The organism is Streptomyces sp. NPDC002324, from assembly GCF_053593335.1.
The window spans coordinates 1-21,064 of the sequence record NZ_JBSFCF010000030.1 but is presented as its reverse complement, the minus strand read 5'-3'; the positions used below and the strand labels follow the sequence as shown (position 1 = coordinate 21,064).

Genomic DNA, 21,064 nt, shown 5'->3' with positions numbered 1-21,064 from the left:
GCTTTAAGGAAGAAGGGGAGCTGCCGTTATGCCGTTCGAAGTGCTGACCATGGGCCGTGTGGGGGTGGATGTGTATCCGCTTCAGACCGGTGTGGGGCTGGCCGAGGTCACGTCGTTCGGCAAGTACCTCGGCGGCAGCCCCACCAACGTCGCGGTGGCCGCCGCCCGTTACGGGCACACCGCGAGCGTCGTCACCAAGACGGGCCGCGACCCGTTCGGGGACTTCGTCCGGCAGGCGCTGGAGGGATACGGCGTCGACGCCGGCTTCGTGGGAACGTCGGACATCGCGCCGACGCCGGTGACGTTCTGCGAGATCTTCCCGCCGGACGACTTCCCGCTGTACTTCTACCGCCTGCCCAAGGCCCCTGACCTGGACATCCGTCCCGACGAGCTCGACCTGGACGCCGTGCGCGACGCCAGTGTCTTCTGGATGACCGGGACGGGGCTGAGCGAGGAGCCAAGCCGCTCGGCCACCCTCGCGGCGCTGGCGCATCGGGCGAAGGCGGGCACGACGGTCTTCGACCTGGACTGGCGGCCGATGTTCTGGAACGACCCGGACCAGGCCCGTACGTACTACGCCGAGGCCCTGCGCCACACCACCGTCGCCGTCGGCAACCTCGACGAGTGCGAGGTGGCGACCGGGGAGCGCGAGCCGTACGCCGCCGCGAAGGCACTGCTCGCCGCCGGGGTCGAGCTCGCCGTGGTCAAGCAGGGCCCCAAGGGCGTGCTGGCCATGACCCGGGACGGCTCGACCGCCGAGATCCCGCCGGTACCCGTCGACGTCGTCAACGGTCTCGGCGCGGGTGACGCCTTCGGCGGCGCCCTCTGCCACGGGCTGCTGTCCGGCTGGGACACGCGCCGCACGGTGTCCTTCGCCAATGCCGCCGGCGCGATCGTGGCGGGCCGGCTGTCCTGCTCCGACGCCATGCCCACCGAGGCCGAGGTCGCGGCCAAGCTCCGCGAGGCAGCCCTCGCATCCGCTGAACGAGAGGTGTGACGCCATGCTGCCCGACAATGTGAGCCGGATCGTGGGGGCCCGCGTCGGTGACCCCGGTGCCATCGCGGCGGCAGCCGCCCGCCGTGTGAGGGCGACCTCGCTGCTCGGCGAGCACGGTAAAGCCATGATCATCGCCGCCGACCATCCGGCGCGAGGCGCCAACGGCGTAGGCGGCGACCCGACCGCCATGGCCGACCGCTTCAAACTGCTCGACCGCCTGTGCGTGGCGCTGGAACGGCCCGGAGTGACCGGCGTCCTGGCCACCGCCGACATCCTGGAGGACCTGCTGCTGCTCGGCGTCCTCGACGGCAAGAGCGTCTTCGGTTCCATGAACCGCGGTGGGCTGGCGGGTTCGGTGTTCGAGATCGACGACCGGTTCACCGGGTACGACGCCGAGACGATCGCGGCGATGGGCTTCGACGGCGGCAAGATGCTCACCCGCATCGCCCTCGACGACCCGGCCACCCCGTCGGTCCTGGAGAACACCGCCCGCGCGGTCGACGAGCTGAACGACCGGCAGCTCATAGCCATGGTCGAGCCGTTCCTCTCCCTCTGGCAGGACGGGAAGATCCGCAACGACCTCTCCACCGACGCCGCCGTCAAGGCGGTCACCATTGCCTCCGGGCTGGGCCGCCGCACCGCCTACACCTGGCTGAAGCTGCCGGTCGTCGACGACATGGAGCGCGTCCTCGCCTCCTCCACGCTGCCCGCGCTGCTGCTGGGCGGCGAGGTCAAGGACGCCGACGCCGCCTTCGCCTCCTGGGGCAAGGCACTGAAGCAGCCCACCGCTCAGGGTCTGGTCGTGGGCCGCTCCCTGCTCTACCCCTCGGACGGCGATGTCGCCGGGGCGGTGGACCGGGCGGTGAGCCTGCTGTGAGCGACACCAGCAAGTACCACCTGTCCAGGGGCACATCGGCCGACGGCCCCTACGACCTCCTGATCACGCCGGAGTCGGCGGGCTGGGGATACTCCGGACTCAGGATCCTGACCCTGGCTCCGGGCGAGGCGCACGCCCTGTCCACCGGGGATTCCGAGTTCCTGGTCCTGCCGCTGACGGGCTCCTGCACCGTCACCACGGACGGCAAGGCCTTCGAACTCGCCGGCCGGACAGGCGTGTTCGCCTCGGCCACCGACTTCGCGTATCTCCCGCGCGAGTCGGAGGCTCTCATCAGCAGCGCGGCCGGGGGACGGTTCGCGCTGCCCTCCGCCCGTATCGAGCGGGGAGGTCAACCGGCTCGGTACGGGCGCAAGGAGGACGTCCCTGTCGAGCTGCGGGGTGCCGGGGCGTGCTCGCGGCAGGTCAACAACTACTGCCTGCCCGGCACGTTCGACGCCGAGCAGCTGCTGGTGTGCGAGGTGCTCACCCCCGGTGGGAACTGGTCCTCGTACCCGCCGCACAAGCACGACGAGGTACGCACCGACGAGGCCGGCAACCCGGTCGAGTCAGAGCTGGAGGAGATCTACTACTTCGAGGTCTCCGGCGACGGGAACGGCTTCGGCTACCAGCGGGTCTACGGCACCACCGACCGGCCCATCGAGGTGCTCGCCGAGGTGCGCTCCGGCGACGCCGTCCTCATTCCGCACGGCTGGCACGGCCCGTCGATCGCGGCCCCCGGATACGACCTGTACTACCTCAACGTCATGGCCGGTCCGGGGCAGGACCGCGCCTGGCTGATCTGCGACGACCCCGCCCACGGCTGGGTGCGTTCCACCTGGGAGTCCCAGGACGTCGACGACCGGCTTCCCTTCGAAGGGCCCACCGAACGATGAACACCATCCGACTCACCACCGCCCAGGCGCTCGTACGCTTCCTGGCCCACCAGTACAGCGAACGCGACGGCCAGGAACACCGCCTCATCCCCGGTGTGTGGGGCATCTTCGGGCACGGCAACGTCGCCGGCATCGGCCAGGCACTGTTGCAGGCAGCCACGACCGGCGAAGCCGACCTGCCCTACTACCTCGCCCGCAATGAACAGGGCATGGTCCACGCCTCCGTCGCCTACGCCAAGATGCGTGACCGGCTGGCCACCTTCGCCTGCACCGCCTCCACCGGCCCCGGCTCCACCAACATGATCACCGGCGCGGCGCTCGCCACCACCAACCGCATCCCGGTGCTGCTGCTGCCCTCCGACATGTTCGCCACCCGCGCCGCCGACCCCGTCCTCCAGCAGCTGGAGGACACCCGGGGCGGCGACGTCACCGTCAACGACACCTTCCGCGCCGTATCCAAGTACTTCGACCGCATCTCGCGTCCCGAGCAGCTGATCCCGGCCGCACTCGCCGCGATGCGGGTGCTGACCGACCCCGTCGAGACCGGCGCCGTCACCCTCGCCCTCCCGCAGGACGTGCAGGCCGAAGCGTACGACTGGCCCGTCTCGTTCTTCCGGCGCCGGGTGTGGCACGTGGGCCGCCCGGTTCCGGAGCCGGCCGCCGTCGAGCGCGCCGCCGCCCTGCTGCGAGGCGCCCGCAAGCCGCTGATCGTCGCAGGTGGCGGCACCGTCTACTCCGGTGCCGAGACTCAGCTGCGGGCCTTCGCCGAAGCCACCGGCATCCCCGTCGCCGACACCCACGCCGGCAAGGGCGCCGTCGCCTGGGACCACCCGTACGCGGTCGGCGGGATCGGCTCGACCGGTTCGTATGCCGCGAACGAGCTGGCACGCGAGGCCGATGTGATCCTCGGGATCGGCACCCGCTACTCCGACTTCACCACCGCCAGCCACACCGTCTTCGCCAACCCCGACGCCACCTTCGTCAACCTCAACGTCGCCCGCCTGGACGCCGTGAAGCACTCCGCCGAACCCCTGGTCGCGGACGCCCGGCTCGGTATCCAGGCCCTCGCGGGCGCGCTGACGGACTGGGAGGTGGACCAGGAGTACCGCGACCGGACACGCCAACTGATCGCCCGTACAAGGGAGATCGAGGAGGAATGCTTCGCCCCGGACCGCAGCACCGGCGACCTCCCCGCTCAGACCCAGATCCTGGGCGCCCTCAACGACGTGCTCGGCGACCGCGACGTGGTCATCAACGCGGCCGGCTCCATGCCCGGCGACCTGCAACAACTGTGGCGGGCACGGGATCCGAAGGCCTACCACGTCGAGTACGCCTACTCCTGCATGGGCTACGAGGTCGCCGCCGGCGTCGGCGCGAAGATGGCCGACCCCTCGCGCGAGGTCGTCGTCCTGGTCGGTGACGGCTCCTATCTGATGATGGCCCAGGAGATCGTCACCATGGTCTCCGAAGGACTGAAGGTCATCATCGTCCTCGTCCAGAACCACGGCTTCGCCTCCATCGGCGCTCTGTCCGAGTCCCTCGGCTCGCAGCGCTTCGGCACCAAGTACCGCTTCCGCGACGAGGACTCGGGCCACCTCGACGGCGGCATCCTCCCCGTCGACCTCGCCGCCAATGCCGCCTCCCTCGGCGCGGACGTCCTGCACGCCACCACCGTCGACGAATTCCGCACCGCGATGGAGAAGGCGAAAGCCGCCACCCACACCACGGTCGTGCACGTCGAGACCGACCTCTACGGGCCCAACCCACCCGGCCACGGCTGGTGGGACGTCCCCGTCAGCCAGACCTCCGCCCTCGACACCACCCGCACCGCGTACGAGACATACGCCGCCCACAAGCGCACCCAGCGGCACTACCTGTAAGTCCCGTCCCCGCAAAGGAAACCCGCACCGTGACTACCATCCAGCACTGGATCAACGGCAGCCCCACCCCGGGCTCCGCCGCCAACACCCAGCCGGTGTTCAACCCGGCCACCGGTGCCGAGCAGGCACAGGTGGTCCTGGGCGGCACCGCCGACGTGGACACCGCCGTCGCAGCTGCTTCCGCCGCGTTCGAGACCTGGTCGGAGTCCTCGCTCAGCCAGCGCACCCAGGTGATGTTCGCCTTCCGCCAGTTGCTCGTCGAGCACGAGGAGGAGCTGGGCCGGATCATCTCCGCCGAGCACGGCAAGACCGTCGACGACGCACGCGGCGAGATCACCCGCGGCCGCGAGGTCGTGGAGTTCGCCTGCGGCCTCGGCGACGTGCTGAAGGGCTCCTTCTCCGACCAGGTCTCACGCGGCGTGGACGTGCACAACTTCCGCCAGCCCCTCGGCGTCGTCGCCGGCATCACCCCCTTCAACTTCCCCGCCATGGTGCCCCTGTGGATGCACCCCATCGCCATCGCCACCGGCAACACCTTCATCCTCAAGCCCAGTGAGCGCGACCCGTCGGCTGCGAACTTCGTCGCCGAGCTCTACCAGAAAGCCGGCCTCCCCGACGGCGTCTTCAACGTCGTCCACGGCGGCAAGCCGGCCGTCGACGCGATCCTCACCCACCCCGGCATCGAAGCCGTCTCCTTCGTCGGCTCCACCCCCATCGCCAAGTACGTCCACGAGACCGCGACCGCCCACGGCAAACGCGTCCAGGCCCTCGGCGGCGCCAAGAACCACGCCGTCGTCCTCCCCGACGCCGACCTCGAATTCGCCGCCAACCACATCACCGCCGGCGCCTACGGCTCCGCCGGCGAACGCTGTATGGCCGTCTCCGTCGCCATCGCCGTCGGCGACGCCGCCGACAAGCTCGTCGAGATCCTCCAGCGCAAGGCCCGCGAGGTGAAGGTCGGCCCCGGCGACCAGCCCGGCACCGACATGGGCCCACTCGTCACCAAGACCGCCCAGGAACGCGTCGAGAACGCGGTCGGCGGCGCCGCCGCCCAAGGGGCCACCGTCGTCGTCGACGGACGCGGCCTCAAGATCGACGGCCACGAGGACGGCTTCTTCACCGGCCCCTCCCTCCTCGACCACGTCACCACCGACATGGACGCCTACAAGGAAGAGCTGTTCGGCCCGGTCCTCGCCGTCATCCGCGCCGACTCCCTCGACCAGGCCATCGACCTCATAAACACCAACCCCTACGGCAACGGCACCGCCCTCTTCACCGCCTCCGGCGAGGCCGCCCGCCGCTTCCAGCGCACCATCAAGGTCGGCATGATCGGCATCAATGTCCCCGTGCCCGTGCCGATGTCGTACTACTCCTTCGGCGGCTGGAAGGACTCCCTCATCGGCGACTCCCCCATCCACGGCCCCGAAGGCATCCGCTTCTACACCCGCCCCAAGGTCGTCACCACCCGCTGGCCCCAGCCCGCCCAGCAAGTGAACGCCGGCTTCAACTTCCCCACCAGCACCTGAGTTGATCCCGTCCCCCCACATCGACCGCTAGGAGGTGGCCATGGGCGTCAGGGACGACGCGACTCAGGCCCCCGCACCGAGCACCGCCGCCATGGGCGACACCTCGCCGAAGGTCTACCGGAGGCTGCGGACCATCACGGTCATCGCGACCTTCGGTGGGCTCCTCTTCGGCTACGACACCGGAGTCATCTCCGGAGCACTGCCCTTCATGGCCCTCTCGCCCGGGGAGGGCGGGCTCGGCCTCACCCCGCTGACCGAAGGCGTCGTCGCCTCGTCCCTCGTGCTCGGCGCGGCGTTCGGCGCACTGTTCGGCGGCCGGCTCTGCGACCATCATGGGCGCAGGCGGACGATCCTCGGGCTCGCCGTGCTGTTCTTCGTCGGCGCGCTCGGCACCGCGCTCGCCCCGGACCTCTGGGTGATGGTCCTCTTCCGGGTGCTGCTCGGGCTGGCCGTCGGCGGGGCGTCGGCGACGGTGCCGGTGTTCCTCGCGGAGCTGGCTCCGGCCGAGCGCCGAGGGCGTCTGGTGACCCAGAACGAGCTGATGATCGTGACGGGTCAGCTGCTGGCCTACACCTCGAACGCGGTCATCGCCGAGACCGTGGGCGAGGGGGGCGTGTGGCGCTGGATGCTCGCGATCGCCTCGGTGCCCGCCGTGCTGCTCTGGGCCGGCATGCTGTTCGTGCCCGAGTCGCCGCGCTGGCTGGCCTCGCGCGGCCGGTACGAGGAGGCCGAACGCACGCTGGGCCTCGTCCGTGACGCGGATGTCGTCGCCGTGGAGTTCGCGGCGATCAAGGAACGAGTCGCCGCCGACGCCCGCGAGCCCCGGGCCGGCTGGGGTGACCTGCGCACCCCGTGGATCCGGCGCATCGTGACGCTCGGGTTCGGGCTGGCCGCCCTGACCCAACTGACCGGCGTCAACTCGATCATGTACTTTGCGCCGACGATCCTGCTGGACACCGGTCTGGGTACACAGGCCGCCCTGACCGCGACGATCGCGAACGGGGTCGTGGCCGTGCTAGCGGTCTCGACGGGCATGTATCTGCTCGGCCGGTACGGCCGACGCCCCATGCTGCTGACCGGTCAGATCGGCGTCACCGTCTCGCTCGTGCTGATCGCGTTCTGCTTCCTGGTCCTGCCCGAGTCGACCGCGCGCAGTTACCTCGTGCTCGCGTCAATGCTGACGTTCCTGCTGTTCATGCAGGGATGCATCGCGACCGTGTTCTGGCTGATGCTCTCGGAGATCTTCCCACTCCGGCTGCGCGGCTTCGCGATGGGTACGGCCGTCTTCGGCACCTGGATGGCGAACTTCCTGGTGACCCTGGTGTTCCCGCCTCTGATCGACGCGATCGGCGGGTTTACCTTCCTGATCTTCGCCGCGATCAACGCCGCCACCTTCCTCCATTACCTGCGCACCGTTCCCGAGACCCGGGGGCGCTCGATGGAAGCCATCGAGTCCCACTTCCGCGGACAGTACGCCACCTGACCAGGCCCTCCCGCTGTTCTCAGAGCTCTTCGAAAGGCACCCCCATGACCACGTCCGCCAAGCCTCTGTCAGTCGCCGTGATCGGTGCCGGTATGGCCGGCCGCAGCCACGCCGCCGGTTACCACAATGTCAACACGGTCTTCGGCGCCGGTCTGCCGCCGGTGCGGCTGGCCGCGATAGCCGACGCCAATGTCGCACTCGCCGAGGACGCCGCCCGCCGTTACGGTTTCGAGAAGGCTCTCCCCAGCTGGGAGGCCGTCGTCGAGGACCCGACGATCGACGCCGTCAGCATCGTCGTGGGCAACGCCCTGCACCGGCCGATCGCGGAGGCCCTGGTCGCGGCGGGCAAGCACGTGCTGTGCGAGAAGCCGCTCGCCGGGTCGCTGGAAGACGCCCGTGCGATGGCCGGGTTGGAGCGTTCCGCCGAGGTCGTGACGGCCGTGGGCTACACCTTCCGCCGCTCCCCCGGTATCGCCGCGATCCGCGACCATGTGCGGCGCGGTGAGCTGGGTGACCTGACCCTGTTCAGCGGCCGGTACTGGTGCGACTACGCGACCGACCCGAACGGCCCGCTGAGCTGGCGCTTCAAGGGCGGCCCGGGTTCCGGCGCGCTGGGTGACGTCGGCTCGCACGTCATCGACGCCGCCGAGTACGTGGCCGGGCCCATCGCCTCCGTCTCCGGTGCCGCGCTGTCGACGCAGATCCCCAAGCGTCCGCTGCCGCTGGGCGCGGTCGTCGGCCACAACGCGGCACCCGTCTCCGACGAGTTCGGCGAGGTCGAGAACGAGGACACCGCGTCGTTCACGGCCCGCTTCGAGTCCGGGCTCGTGGGCACCTTCTCGGTGACGCGCACCGGCTTCGGCCTGCCCAACGGGCTGTTCTTCGACGTCCTGGGCCTCGGCGGCCGGGCCGCGTTCGACCAGCACCGGCCCGCCGAGTACCTCTTCGACGACGCCCAGCCCGACGCCCGTACGCGCGGCGCCCGGCAGATCATCGCCGGCCCGCAGATGCCGTACTTCGCGGGCGGTGTCCCGATGGAGGCGCCGGGTGTGGGCGCCAGCAACGGCGACAACTTCACCTACCAGGCCCGCGCCTTCCTCGACCAGGTCGCGGGGGTGGCCGAGCCGCTGCCGGCCTGCGCCACGTTCGCCGACGCGCTGCGGACGATGGAGATCATCAAGGCCGTCGCCGAGTCCTCCCAGGCCGGTGGCGCCGCCGTCACGGTCCCGCCCACCGCCTGACCACCGAAGAGCCGGAGCTCGTAGAGCCCGAATCTGCACCGGCGTCGCCAGCCGCCTCACGGAACCCCTTGAGAGGCCCCGGCCGCCGACAGGTGCGCGCGGGGCCCTTCACAACGTGTGTTCGTCGAGGGCGTCGCCCCCACGCGCCGCATGCGGGCCGAAATCCGTTCTCGGCCGCGTGTGGCGGCCAGGCGGGCCGCCCGGGCGTGTGCCTCCACTCCGTCCGGTAGATGGTAGGCGGGTGACCACGATGCGGTGCAGCGCGGCGTTGGCCTGCCTGTCTCCGCCGCGGTTGAGCCGAAGGCGCTGGCTCTTCCCTGAGGACTTCTCAACAGGACTGACGCCGCACAGGGCGGCGAGGGATGCCTCGCCGGCCAGCTGTTCCGGGGTGTCGGGGTGTCGGGGTCAACGCTCCCTCCGCCCTACGCGAGGAGCTGGAGCCGCTCTCGACTTCCCTGCTTTGACCGCGGAGTTCTTCGCCAACCGGAGCATCCGCAGCGCCTCCACCTGCCCGTCGCCGCTCTTCGGTAGCGCCCGTGCGATGCCGGACAGCGCGGCCCGGGCGGCAGCCTCGGCGTCGACCGTGTCGGTCTTGCCGCGCCGGCGCCGGGTGGATCGATCAGGCTGATCAACCTCCACCACCGCAAACCTGCTGGGTCGCGAGGTAGCGGGCCAGTCCCGCACCGTAGGAGCCGGTGCACTCCAACCCAGCCCGCAGCACCGTCCCGCACTGACGTGTCCAGTCAAGAAGCCGGCCGTAGCCGGCCGCGGTGGCCGGGAACTCCCCGCTGCTCAGCAGTCCGCCAAGGTGGTCAAGGACGGCGACGTGCGCGTCCTTGTGAGTGTCGACGCCGAGCACCACCACGCGCGGCTCGGCCGCGGCCTCGACAGCGTGGGCAGCAGGAAAGGCCGCAGGCATGCAGAGGGTGATCACGGTGCTCCTGTTCGACGACGTACCGATAGTCAGCGCCGGTCGGTGGAACGGTCAGAACTGTGACGGTGTCTTCGAGGCCAGGACCCCTGTCGGGACACGCTCCGCCGGCGCGCAGGTACACCAACCTGACCAGCGCACGCTGGTGCGGCGGGAGCTTGCAACGGCGGTCACCCTCGTGGGTGACGATGAGCATCGTCACCGACTCGACCAGGGCGTGAGGCAGGTCGAGTGCGTCGGAATACGGAACCAACGCGGCTCCTGTACCTGTGGGTTGAGACTTCGAACACCTCCCCCAACGGCACGGGAGCCTCGTGCGCTGCGCACCCATCGGCGTCACACGATCAGTGGCCGTACTGAAAACGCTCAATGGCGAAGGACGCCTCCGACACGTTCCACGCATCGAGCTGCGCGGTGACAAGCTTGCGTGCCCTGGCCGCCATGGAGGGGTCGGTCGGCAGATTCCAGGCGGCGACGTGCTGAGGATCGAGGGCCTGGGCGCGGGCGATGAGCAGGCGATGTCGTCGGCTGGGTGCTCGGGTGGCACGGTGGCGAGCACGTCGTGACAAAGATCGTCCAGAGGACGCGGACCGTACAACGCGGGACGGGCGAGGGCGCTGCACAGGCGCGCGGTTCCCTCGTCGAGATCCTGTTCCCGGGAGTCGACCAGCCCCATCGGTATGGAGAGCGAGCAGGCTTCACTCAGGAAGGGTGATCTCGGTGGTCTCGAACGGCAACCCGCCGAGTCCCAACGGGGGACCGGCCGGCACCCATGAGATCGACGACACCCGCAGGACTGTCGATGCAGACCGCGGCCCGGGCGGTGATCTCGTCGGCCGGCAACGGGTCGCCCTCGCCGAAGGAGCCTGCTCGCGGATCTCTCCGGCGACCTGTACCGGACTTCCTGGTATCCGTCGTGGTGCCGCAGCCGGAGCCTCCCGCTCCACCTCGGCAGGCTCGGAAGTCGACGCAGTGCCTCCGCGGAGATCTCTTCGTCCCTTCGCAGACGCATAGCCGAGTAGGCGACGAGCGCCCTCCTTCCAGTCGGCGATCACGCCGTGTTCGTCTGCAACGGCACGCGCCGTCCCGTGAGTCGCCGGACGTGTCGACGCGGTTCGACAGTTCGGCGTCGTGGGTGATTTCGCCCTCTCCCCACCGTCTCACCTCCACCAGAGTCGCGACGACCCCAGCCGCTCCCCCACTCAGAGTGCGATACGCCCATTCTTCTCCCGCATCCAAGGACGGCTCGTGCCAGGGCGCCCGGCACTCGCCAGGCGCCCTGCATCCCTACTCACGGGCCGTCTGCCCATGCACGACGTCATCTGCCGTGCCCAGACCCGCCGGGTCGACCGCAGTCGCGCCCGTACCGGGCGGAGAGTGAGCTCCACCCGGTACGGGCTGGGGCAACGCGTACCGTTTCCGGTCGCGCCGCGTATCTCGGCCTCCGGCTCGCGGGGGAGGGACGCGAAGTCGGTGGCCGAAGCGGATGGTCGGGCCCGGAGCGCTGGGCTCAGGCGCCGGCCTGAAGCTCCGCGAGTTCGGCCTCGAGGTCGGCCATGGCCTCGCCGCCGGCCATGAGGTCGGTGATCTCCTCGCGGGTCCGTTCGCCCTTGCGGAAGTCGTCGGCCTTCTGGCCGCGGATGAGGACGGCGAAGTGGTCGCCGACCATCATGGCGTGGCGCACGTTGTGGGTGACGAGGATGACGGCGACGCCCTTGGCGCGGGCCTGCATGATGATGCGCAGGACGTGGGCGGCTTCCTTGACACCGAGGGCGGCGGTGGGTTCGTCGAGGATGAGGACGTTGGCGCCGAAGTAGACGGCGCGGGCGATGGCCAGGGCCTGGCGCTCGCCGCCGGAGAGGCTGCCGACCAGGCGGGCGCCGTCGGTCACGCGGGTGATGCCGAGGGACTGCATCTCGCGGACGGCGATCTCGCCCGCCAGTTTCTTGTCGAACAACTTGAACGGGCCCCAGCCCTTGGTGGGTTCGGCGCCGACGAAGAAGCAGCGGCCGACGCCCATCAACGGGAACGTACCGCCGAACTGGTGGACGGTGGCGATGCCCTGGGCGCTGGCGTCGCGCGGACTGTCGAAGACGGCCGGGGCGCCGTTGACCTCGATGGTGCCGGTGGTCGGCTTGTGGAACCCGGAGAGGATCTTGATGAGGGTCGACTTGCCGGCACCGTTGTCGCCGAGTAGGCACAGCACCTTTCCGGCGTCCACCTCCAGGGAAATGTCCTGCAGCGCGTGGGTGCCGAGGAAGGACTTGCTGACGCCTTCCAGACGCAGAAGGGGTGTGGTCATGGTCAGGCCTTCTTCGCGGAGCGGGGCTTGTGGGACAGGGCGAGCCGGCGGAACGTGTTGTTCATCAGCACCGCCGCAAGGATGAGGACGCCGAGGATCAGGGCGGCCCAGTCGGAGTTCCAGCCGGTGAAGTAGATGCCCTGGTTGACGATGGCGAAGGTCAGGGTTCCCAGTACGACGCCGACGACCGAGCCGTAGCCGCCCTGGAGCAGTACGCCGCCGATGACCACGGCGATGATGGAGTTGAAGACGAAGGACTGGCCGTTGGCGACCTGGGCGCCGTTGTAGAGGATGGTCTGGATCACGCCGACGAGGGCGGCGCAGAAGCCGCTGGCCATGTACAGGGAGATCTTCACGCGGGCGACGGGGATGCCGTTGGCGCGGGCGCTCTCCTTGTCACCGCCGATGGCGAAGATCCAGTTGCCGTACGGCATGGCCTGCAGCAGCACGGTGACGGCGACGGCCACGGCGATCCACCAGAAGATCGCGACCTCGAACTGGCCGCCGATCAGCTGTCCGAAGATCGCCTTGGAGGTGGGGTCGGGGGCGATGGCGACGCTGGTGGTACCGGTCGTGAACCGGGACAGGCCGAGGGTGAGCCCGGAGAGCGCGAACAGGGTGGCCAGGGTGACGACCAGGGAGGGGACGTTGCTCCTGGTGACGAGAATTCCGTTGAGCAGGCCGGTGAGCAGACCCAGCGCGAGTGCGAGCACGATGCCGACGATCATCGGCGCGCCCCAGTGCCCGGACACGATGGCCAGCGTCATCGAGCTGCCCGCGAGCACCGAGCCCACGGACACGTCGAGTTCGCCGGCGATCATCAGCAGCCCGACGGGGATGGCGATGATGCCCAGCTCGGCGGCGATGTTCAGCCAGCTCGCTGCCCCCGCCTGGGCGAGGAACTTCTCACCGCCGAAGATCGCGAAGAAGACGAAGACGCTCAGTGTTCCGATGAGCGCCCCGGCCTCGGGGCGATGTCGCAGTTGCCCCAGCCGGCTCTCGGACCGCTTCGCCGGTATGACGGCGGTCTCCGGGCCTGCCGTCGTCTTCGGGAGGGAGGTTGTCATCGGTCTGGTACCACCTTTGTGGATCTCGGATGTGCGGCGCGGCATGCGCCGGGGGGAGGTGCCGGGCCCGGGCCGGGGCCCCGGCACCTCCGCGCGGAACGCGGAGCGGGAAACGCGGGACGGTGAACGAGGGATGAGCGACTCGGGCCGGGAGCGGTCCTCCGCCGACTAGCGGACGCCGGCCTTCGTGCCCGCGATCGCCTCGGCGACGTTGTCCTTGGTGACCAGGAGCGGGCCGGTCAGCAGCGGGTTCTGCGGCGGGATCACGCCGTAGGACAGGTACTGGTTGGCTATCGACACCGCGTAGAAGCCCTGTAGGTAAGGCTGCTGGTCGATGGCGAACAGCTGCTTGCCGGCCTTGATCCGGTTGAGCTGGCTGTCCGAGAGGTCGAAGGTGCCCAGCTTCACCTTGTCGGCGGCGCTCGCCTGGTCGATCGCGGCGGCCGCGCTGTCCGCGTCCTGGACGCCGATCGTCACGAGGGCGTCAATGGTGTCGTCCTTCAGCAGGGCGCCCTTGATGGCCTGGGTCACCGCGGAGGGGTTGCCGAAGTTGGAGGAGGGCAGGGGCAGTTGCTTGGACTTGGCCCCCTTGCTCTTGGCACCGTCGGCGATGCCGTCGCAGCGGGCCTCCGAATTCGCCGCGCCGGGCACGGTGTTGACGCACAGGATGTTCTTCGCGCCTTCTTCGGCGAACTTGGCGCCACCGGCCTTGCCGGCCTCGTAGTCGTCCGATCCGATGTACTTGAGCGACCCGGTCTTCTCGGCCGCGTCGACACCGCCCGCGTTGTAGATGAAGACGGGCACGCCCTGCTTCACGGCCTGCTTGATCGCGTCGTCCTGGTTCTCGGGCACCCAGTCCGGTACGACGATCGCCGACGGGTTCTGCGACAGCGCGGTGAGCGTCAGCTTGGCGGCGTCCGGGCCGAGGTTGTCGTACGTCTTGGGGCCGAGGAATGTCACAGAACCGCCGCCGGACTTCACGAGCTTCGCCGCGTCTTCGCCGCCCCGCTTGACCGCGGACCAGAACGGGTCGTCGGGCTTGCCGCCTATGACGTAGATGGCGTTCTTGCCGTTCTTCGCGGCGGACGTCGATCCGCCCTCGGCAGGCGCGGACGACTGGTCGCCATCGCCGCCCGAGGCCTTACCGCTGGCGCATCCGGTCGTGGCGACCGCCATGACGGCGAGCAGGCTCACCGCGGTCAGAGCTCTTCGGGCAGGACGGCGACCGAGCAGTCGCCGGGACTGGGTGTGATCCATGTGCGGGGTGCTCCTTTGAGTGATGCCGAGGCGCGTGTGAGCGAGGCCAGGCATGTCTCGGGGTGGTGGTGCGACAGTGACGCGTACGAACCGGGGCGCGCGATTGCGCGGGGAAGACCGGGCACGTCCGCAGTACCGGGTATTCGCGTGATTGGGCTTACAGGCATGGGCGAGCGACGGAAGTGCTCGCCAGGAGGGTGCTGCGGCGATCACGGCAACGCCGGACGGATTGGTGAGTGCGGATTCGTACTCGTGATCTTTTAAATCGCTTTAAGTGGTGGCCAGAGCATGCTTGTGTTTCCGAAACGTGTCAAGGGCCTTTCGCGGAAGAATGCGCACTGTGCCACCACTGACCACAAAAGGCTGCATAGGGCACACATTTGGCGCCCGCGCGGACAGCGGCCGGCGGCGGCCGGAACGCACCAAGCGGTTCGCCCGATCAGCGCGGCTGGGATGTGGTTCCACGCAGGAGGAGGGAGGAGGCAAAGATGTCTCGCGGGACGCGATACCACCCCGATCAAGGCGTACGACCACGGCGATGACGGCCTGACGGCGCCTACTCCTCGGCATTCCGGCCGACCGCGGTCAGATGAAGCAGCACAGCGGGGACAAGAGCACCGCCGCAGCCCGCGACGGACCGGCGCCGGGAACCTCTCCTCCGCCCGCCGGAAGGCAGTCAGCGAGGCCAGAGCACTCCGGTCATGGAACGTCACGACGGCGACCGGCAGAGCGCCGTCCGCCGACGGGATGCCGACCCGGCCCCGCCGCCGGATTCCTCAGTGGCACCATGGAGGATCCCGATCAGCGAGACGAGGCCGTGGCGGCGCATGGCGCTCCGGTATCCGCGGCGACGGTCGGCGGCGATGACAACCTCGCCCCAGCCGCCGTGACGACCGCACGATTACCGAAACCCACCAGGGCGTCGACGGCCCGGTCGACACCGTCGCCGTCCAGCACCGCACACGACGTCGAGTTGGCACCGGTGATCCTGCAGCCGTCGAAACGACGGGCCGGCCACAGCACCGGCGGCTGGGGCAGGACGGTGGACGCACGCGGTGACGTCCTCCGATGGGGGGACGCGGTATCGCGCCGTCCAGGCCTGCGGGGGCAGCCGGGCCAAAGTCGCCCACGCGGTCTCCCGTGGATTTACGGCACCGCTTGACATACGCCCGTAACGCCGCCGATAGTACCAGTGCTTAAAGCGCTTTAAACGAGGTCTTGGCTGGTAGATCCCGAGGTGAAACCCGCGCCCACGACGCTCGGTCCCCATCCCCCTAGTCACGGCACAACGGCGCGCCGGAGAGGAACCACCATGAGCACACGACCGATCGGGGTGGCGGTCATCGGGGCCGGAATGGCAGGCCGGGCCCACCTCAACGGCTACAGACAGGCCTCGACGCTGTACGGCGACGGGCTGCCCGGGATCCGCCTGGTCGCTGTCGCCGACGCCCATGAGCCCTTCGCCCAGGACGCCGCCCGCCGCTACGGCTACGAGCGGGCCGAGACCGACTGGCGGACAATCGTCGAGGCCGACGACATCGACGCGGTCAGCGTCGTGGTCGCCAACCACCTGCACCGCGAGATCGTCGAAGCCCTGCTGGCGGCGGGCAAGCACGTGCTGTGCGAGAAGCCGCTCGCGCCGAGTGTGGCAGACGCGCAGGCCATGGTGGCGGCGGCCGAGGGCACCGGCCTGGTGGCGGCCACAGGCTTTACCTTCCGCCGCTCCCCCGCCATCAACGCCGTCCGGCAGCAGGTGCGGGAGGGCACGCTCGGGCCGGTACAACACTTCAACGGACACTACTGGTGCGACTACGGCCACAACCCCGAGGCACCGATGAGCTGGCGTTACCGGGGCGGACCCGGCTCCGGGGCACTGTCCGACATCGGCAGCCACCTCATCGATCTCGGCGAGTACTTCTGCGGTCCGGTGCAGAGCGTTCAGGGCGCCGTGCTCTCCACCCAGGTGCACGAGCGACCTCTGCCACTGGGCACCGCGGTGGGCCACTCGGCCGACGTACAGGTGAGCCAGGAACGCGAGCTCGTCGAGAACGACGACATAGCCACCTTCACCGCGACCTTCGCCTCCGGCGCCGTCGGCACCTTCTCCGTCTCGCGCATCGCCCGCGGTCTGGCCAACTCCCTCGGCTTCGAGGTGTTCACGAAGGGCGGCGCGGCCACCTTCGAACTGTCGCGTCCCGCAGAGTTCACCATCGTGGACTCGGCGGCCTCCGCCCCTGTGGACGGCTACCGGCGCATCGTGGTCGGCCCCGGCCACCCCTATATCGCCGGTGGTCTGCCCATGGACTTTCCCAGCGTGGGTCACGGCCAGCACGAGTTCTTCGTCTGGCAGGCCCGGGCCTTCCTGGAGCAGATCGCAGGTCTGAACGGGCTGCCGTCCTGCCCCACCCTTGCCGACGGGCTGCACAACCTGCGCGTCATCGATGCGATCGTCGCCTCCGCCGACGCCGACGGACAGGCCGTCACCGTCCAGTGAGGTCGGCTCGGCTTGCCCCCTTCCGCTCAGCTCTCCGGCAGGAGAACCGCCACTGCAGGGCTGCCCACCACCCGTGCCGTACACGCCAGGCACAGCCCTGCATACGCGGGAGCTCGCATGAGCTCCTCCGCCCTCGTCAGCGGCACCACCGTCATCATCGAGAAGGACCGAGGAATTACGAAATGAAGCTGGGACTGTACAACGCGATCCTGCACGACCGGCCGCTTCCGGAGGCGATCAAAGTCATCGCCGACCTGGGCCTGACGGGCATAGAGATCAACACCGGTGGCTTCCTGCCCGCCGTGCATGTACCGAAGTTCGACGACATCCTCGTCAGTGACACCGCCCGGGACGACTTCCTCGGTCTCTTCGAGGGCACCGGCGTCTCCATCGCCGGCCTGAACGCCAACGGCAACCCACTCCACCCGAACCCGGTCATCGGTGAGAAGCACGCCGAGGACATCCGCCGCTCCATCCGCCTGGCCGAACGGCTCGGACAGCACCGCCTCGTGACCATGTCGGGTCTGCCCGGCGGCGAGCCCGGCGCCACCCGCCCGAACTGGATCGTCAACGCATGGAACTCCGCGGCCCTGGACGTGCTGGACCACCAGTGGAAGATCGTCGCCGACTTCTGGCGCGAGACCGACCGGCTCGCCCGTGACCACGACGTCAAGGTCGCCCTCGAACTGCACCCGCAGAACGTCGTGTTCAACTCCGCCGACGTGCACAAGCTCATCGACCTCACCGGCGCGACCCACGTGGGCGTCGAACTGGACGCCTCGCACCTGTTCTGGCAGCAGATGGACCCCGTCGCGGTCGTCCGCCACCTCGGCGAACTCGTCTTCCACGCCGCCGCCAAGGACGTCCGCATCAACCCCGAACACGCAGCACTCAACGGCGTCCTCGACAACAGCTTCCGCCGTCTGTCGCCCGAGGAGCCTCGCACCAACCTAGGCGGCGACGAGTGGGCCAACGAGTGGCCCAAGGCATCCGCGTGGGACTTCGTCGCCCTCGGCAAGGGCCATGACGTCGCCTACTGGACCGAGTTCCTACGCGCCCTGCACGAGGTCGACCCGGACATGATGGTCAACATCGAGCACGAGGACACCGAACTCGGCCCCGTCGAGGGTGTCGCCGTGGCAGCCGAAGTACTCAAGGCCGCCGCCGCGGCCCTCCAGGAGTCGCTGCAGTCGTGATCGCCTGAACCACCTACCCCTACCAAGACCAGGTCATCCTGGTCATGGGATCCGGCACCGGCATCGGCCGGGCGACCGCACGCGCGTTCCCCGAAGAGGGAGCGTGCGGTGGCGGTCCTCGGCCGCCGTCGGGAGGGCGCTGTCACGTTGGTTGACCGGGTGGGATGATCTTGTGGTTGATCATGCTGGAGTGGGCTGTCCGTGGGGACCGTGTCGCTGTCGTACAAGGGGCATCGGGACCCCGTCGAGGTCATCTCCCACTGCGTGTGGCTGTACTTCCGCTTCCCACTGTCGTTGCGCGAGGTCGAGGAGCTGATGCTCGAGCGCGGGATCGTCGTCCCCTACGAGACGGTGCGCCGCTGGTGCGTCAAGTTCGGGCAGCGGTACGCGGGCGCGCTGCGCCGCCGGCAGCCCCGGCCGGGTGACACATGGCACCTGGACGAGGTCTTCATCAAGATCAACGGAGAACAGAAGTGCCTGTGGCGGGCCGTCGACCAGGACGGCAACGTCCTGGACATCCTCGTGCAGAACCGGCGGGACAAGGCCGCGGCCAGGCGCTTCTTCCACAGGCTGATGAAGAAGACGCACGCCGTGCCGTGGGTGATCGCCACCGACAAGCTCCGCTCCTACGGCGCCGCCCACCGCGAGGTCATGCCCTCCGTCGAGCACCGGCAGTCGAAATACCTCAGTGCCTGTTTTCGAAACCCTTGTCCGCCAGGCCCTGTTCGGCGATCAGAGCGTGGGCCCTACCTCGACAACCGGACCGTCCGCCAGGCTGGACGCCCCTGGTCCACGGGCCCTGCTCATCGATGCGCCGGGAACCGGCCTCCAGCCGATCTGCATGACGGGGAAATGCGAGCAGGCAGGCATGCCCCAGGCTTCGCTCTGCAGGCCGGCCCCGACGTAATCGTTGGCTGGGTCGGGCCCAGCCAACCGTTCATCAGCGCGCTGACCGAGCTCGTCCAGGCGCAGGCCGATACCGCGGGTTTGCCCGCCACGAAGAGGTGATCGAAAGAGACCGCGGTCCTTAATCCAGCTTACTTTCGCGCGAGCAGTATCATCGAGACCGGGACCGCTCCACGGCACCGGGGAAGCCCGAGTGCGGCTGAGATGTGGTCTCGGCAGGACGGGTCATATCCACAAGCGATGGGTAGCATGTACACATGCTGGACCACATACCTGGCCATATTCTTCGCGAGGTTTTCGCGGAGATCCGCAGGTGGTCATCGGAATGTCACGAGCGCACCCCACGAAACATTAGGGTGGTGTTGACCACACGTGACGCCGCGCACGCCCTGCTGTACCCGGGCGGCGGATCCAGTGATCAGCCAGTGTACTTCGCTTCCATCGAGGGGGACTTTCACTTGATCGGCCCGGGGCCCACGCGCAGGGGGGTATGGGCCGGGCTGTTCGTCACATACCCCCCTGCGCGTGTCACCACGTACACGCTGAGGCCGGAAGCAGACGTTCCCCGGTTGGAGCTTGGCCAGTTGGGGCGTGTCTACTCGGTGGAGTGACTCACGGGCACACGCCCTCGGCGCCAACGACAAGAAGGGGCGGGTTGTTGTATTCCTTGGGGATCAGTCGGATGCTCCCTGGGCTGATGCAGATGTCATGCCCGCTCCTGTCGAGGTTCTCGTGCAGCCACACGCGGCGCGTGTTGCAGTCGTTGTCGAACCTGTCGATGGGCCATGAGGGCCACCGCTGAGTGTAACTCGTACACGGGTACGACCCGTTATGTTCGTACCGGCGGTCAATGGAGTCGTACCAGTAACTGCGTGCGAACTCGCCAGCGGCGGGCTCGGCCGCGTTTGCAGGGATGACCGCTAATCCAGCGAAGGCTACGCCAGCCATACCTGTTCTTAAGATTGTTGCGATACGCAAGTTACCCTCCAAAATCGTGGCGGGTGGTGCGATGCGTGGCAACAGTAAGAAGCTGTGCAGACTGCGCCAAGAAGACAATCAGCCATTTTCTGTAAACTAGTTGAGGCGGTACAGGCAAACGTGACGGCTGCCGTCGCGAAGACCGGGACGGTGCCCGACCTCCGCACAGCCGGTACAACCGCTTCACCTCAATCGAATGACGCCTTACCTCGGAAGAGCCCGGAGTGCCTGATACTGCTGCGTGCCAATGTCTTTTCTTGGCCGCCGCTTCGACGACAAGGCCCAAGTCCTCGTGGACTGGTGGAACGCACGCCGGGGTGTAGTGACCGAGTCGGGGTGGAGAACGTCTGTATTCCGAATCGAGCGATCCGGTGGAACCTGGACGTCGCGCGGCTCGATATCCTGCGCCGTGGCCGGAGCATCGACCGCTTGTTGATGAGGGCTGATCAGGCGGCTTGCGCCAGGTAGTACGGCCTGGCGTCGCGCCGTTCGGCGGGGCGGGCCTTGCGGCGGGTGAGCCGTCTGGTCATGAGGGTGATGGCGGCCCAGGTGATGAGGGATTCGCTCATCTCGGGGAGGCGTTCGTGGTCGCGGCAGTGGCGCCGCGCGCGCATGATCCACGACCAGGACCGTTCAACCACCCACCTGCGTGGCAGGACCACGAAGCCCTTGGCGTCCGGCGGGCGCCGCACCGTCTTGATGGTGATGTCGAGGTACTTCTTCGCCCAGGTCACCAGCTTTCCGCCGTAGGCGGAGTCGGCCCAGACGATGGAGATCTCGGGGTGGGTGAGCGCGAGCCGGAACAGCAATTCCTTCGCGGGAACGCTGTCATGGACGCCGGCGGTGGTGACCATCACCATCAGCACCAGGCCGCGGTTGTCCACGATGAGATGTCTCTTCCTCCCGTTGATCAGTTTGCCCTTATCCCGGCACCGGGATAACGGCAATTATCTGGGGGCGTCGGTTATGGCGGGTTGGGTGGCGATGGCTGGCTGATGTTGGCGGATTCGGAACAGGGATGTCATAACGGCGGTCC

The 21,064-nt window shown here is 68.7% G+C and carries 13 protein-coding genes and 4 pseudogenes; 10 read left to right on the top strand and 7 right to left on the bottom strand.

All coding sequences use genetic code 11. The features are described from left to right. Positions 1–28 precede the first annotated feature (28 nt). Genes iolC through ACWCRJ_RS31335 form a run of 7 tightly spaced genes read left to right on the top strand, consistent with a single transcriptional unit; the run spans position 29 to position 8,897 of the window. Positions 29–997 (top strand): 5-dehydro-2-deoxygluconokinase, encoded by a 969-nt coding sequence (gene iolC, locus ACWCRJ_RS31365; RefSeq protein ID WP_450942469.1) that lies wholly within the window; start codon positions 29–31, stop codon positions 995–997. 4 nt (positions 998–1,001) lie between these two features. Continuing rightward, entirely contained in the window at positions 1,002–1,874 is an 873-nt protein-coding gene (locus ACWCRJ_RS31360; RefSeq protein WP_450942468.1) for a Cgl0159 family (beta/alpha)8-fold protein, read from the top strand. Further along, the gene (iolB, locus tag ACWCRJ_RS31355) at positions 1,871–2,767 is read left to right on the top strand and encodes a 5-deoxy-glucuronate isomerase (protein ID WP_450942467.1); all 897 of its coding nucleotides are present in this window, start codon (positions 1,871–1,873) and stop codon (positions 2,765–2,767) included. The genes ACWCRJ_RS31360 and iolB overlap by 4 nt, the downstream gene beginning before the upstream one ends. Further along, on the top strand, positions 2,764–4,647 hold the full coding sequence (iolD, locus tag ACWCRJ_RS31350; RefSeq protein WP_450942466.1) for a 3D-(3,5/4)-trihydroxycyclohexane-1,2-dione acylhydrolase (decyclizing): 1,884 nt from the start codon (positions 2,764–2,766) through the stop codon (positions 4,645–4,647). The genes iolB and iolD overlap by 4 nt, the downstream gene beginning before the upstream one ends. Before the next feature lie 29 nt (positions 4,648–4,676). Then, positions 4,677–6,173, top strand: a complete 1,497-nt coding sequence (locus ACWCRJ_RS31345) for a CoA-acylating methylmalonate-semialdehyde dehydrogenase (RefSeq protein ID WP_450942465.1) — start codon at positions 4,677–4,679, stop codon at positions 6,171–6,173. Between the two features lie 40 nt (positions 6,174–6,213). Further along, entirely contained in the window at positions 6,214–7,656 is a 1,443-nt protein-coding gene (locus ACWCRJ_RS31340; protein ID WP_450942464.1) for a sugar porter family MFS transporter, read from the top strand. A 44-nt stretch (positions 7,657–7,700) separates the two neighbouring features. Beyond that, positions 7,701–8,897, top strand: coding sequence for a Gfo/Idh/MocA family protein (locus ACWCRJ_RS31335; RefSeq protein ID WP_450942463.1), 1,197 nt, complete (start codon positions 7,701–7,703; stop codon positions 8,895–8,897). A gap of 216 nt (positions 8,898–9,113) precedes the next feature. Here the strand turns inward: ACWCRJ_RS31335 and ACWCRJ_RS31330 are convergent. The 6 genes and pseudogenes from ACWCRJ_RS31330 to ACWCRJ_RS31305 all read right to left on the bottom strand — a co-directional run. Further along, positions 9,114–9,290: pseudogene (locus ACWCRJ_RS31330) on the bottom strand (transposase); the annotation flags it as partial. Between the two features lie 235 nt (positions 9,291–9,525). After that, positions 9,526–9,831 carry an IS110 family transposase gene (locus tag ACWCRJ_RS31325; protein ID WP_450942462.1) on the bottom strand — a complete coding sequence of 102 codons (306 nt, stop codon included), beginning with the start codon at positions 9,829–9,831 and terminating at the stop codon, positions 9,526–9,528. Between the two features lie 109 nt (positions 9,832–9,940). Then, a pseudogene (locus ACWCRJ_RS31320) lies at positions 9,941–10,081 on the bottom strand (IS5/IS1182 family transposase); the annotation flags it as partial. Between the two features lie 1,257 nt (positions 10,082–11,338). After that, positions 11,339–12,130, bottom strand: coding sequence for an ATP-binding cassette domain-containing protein (locus ACWCRJ_RS31315; protein ID WP_086749514.1), 792 nt, complete (start codon positions 12,128–12,130; stop codon positions 11,339–11,341). A gap of 2 nt (positions 12,131–12,132) precedes the next feature. Beyond that, entirely contained in the window at positions 12,133–13,197 is a 1,065-nt protein-coding gene (locus ACWCRJ_RS31310) for an ABC transporter permease (protein ID WP_450942461.1), read from the bottom strand. Positions 13,198–13,365: 168 nt separating this feature from the next. Beyond that, complete coding sequence (locus ACWCRJ_RS31305; protein ID WP_450942460.1) at positions 13,366–14,454, bottom strand: sugar ABC transporter substrate-binding protein; 1,089 nt, start codon at positions 14,452–14,454, stop codon at positions 13,366–13,368. 1,312 nt (positions 14,455–15,766) lie between these two features. Here ACWCRJ_RS31305 and ACWCRJ_RS31300 point away from each other — a divergent pair. From ACWCRJ_RS31300 to ACWCRJ_RS31290, 3 genes and pseudogenes are all read left to right on the top strand, one after another. Next, complete coding sequence (locus ACWCRJ_RS31300; protein ID WP_450942459.1) at positions 15,767–16,948, top strand: Gfo/Idh/MocA family protein; 1,182 nt, start codon at positions 15,767–15,769, stop codon at positions 16,946–16,948. A 182-nt stretch (positions 16,949–17,130) separates the two neighbouring features. After that, on the top strand, positions 17,131–18,144 hold the full coding sequence (locus tag ACWCRJ_RS31295; RefSeq protein ID WP_286247563.1) for a sugar phosphate isomerase/epimerase family protein: 1,014 nt from the start codon (positions 17,131–17,133) through the stop codon (positions 18,142–18,144). A gap of 201 nt (positions 18,145–18,345) precedes the next feature. Then, positions 18,346–18,885, top strand: a pseudogene (locus ACWCRJ_RS31290) (IS6 family transposase); the annotation flags it as partial. 1,641 nt (positions 18,886–20,526) lie between these two features. Here ACWCRJ_RS31290 and ACWCRJ_RS31285 read toward each other — a convergent pair. Continuing rightward, positions 20,527–20,966, bottom strand: a pseudogene (locus ACWCRJ_RS31285) (transposase); the annotation flags it as partial. Positions 20,967–21,064: the final 98 nt, after the last annotated feature.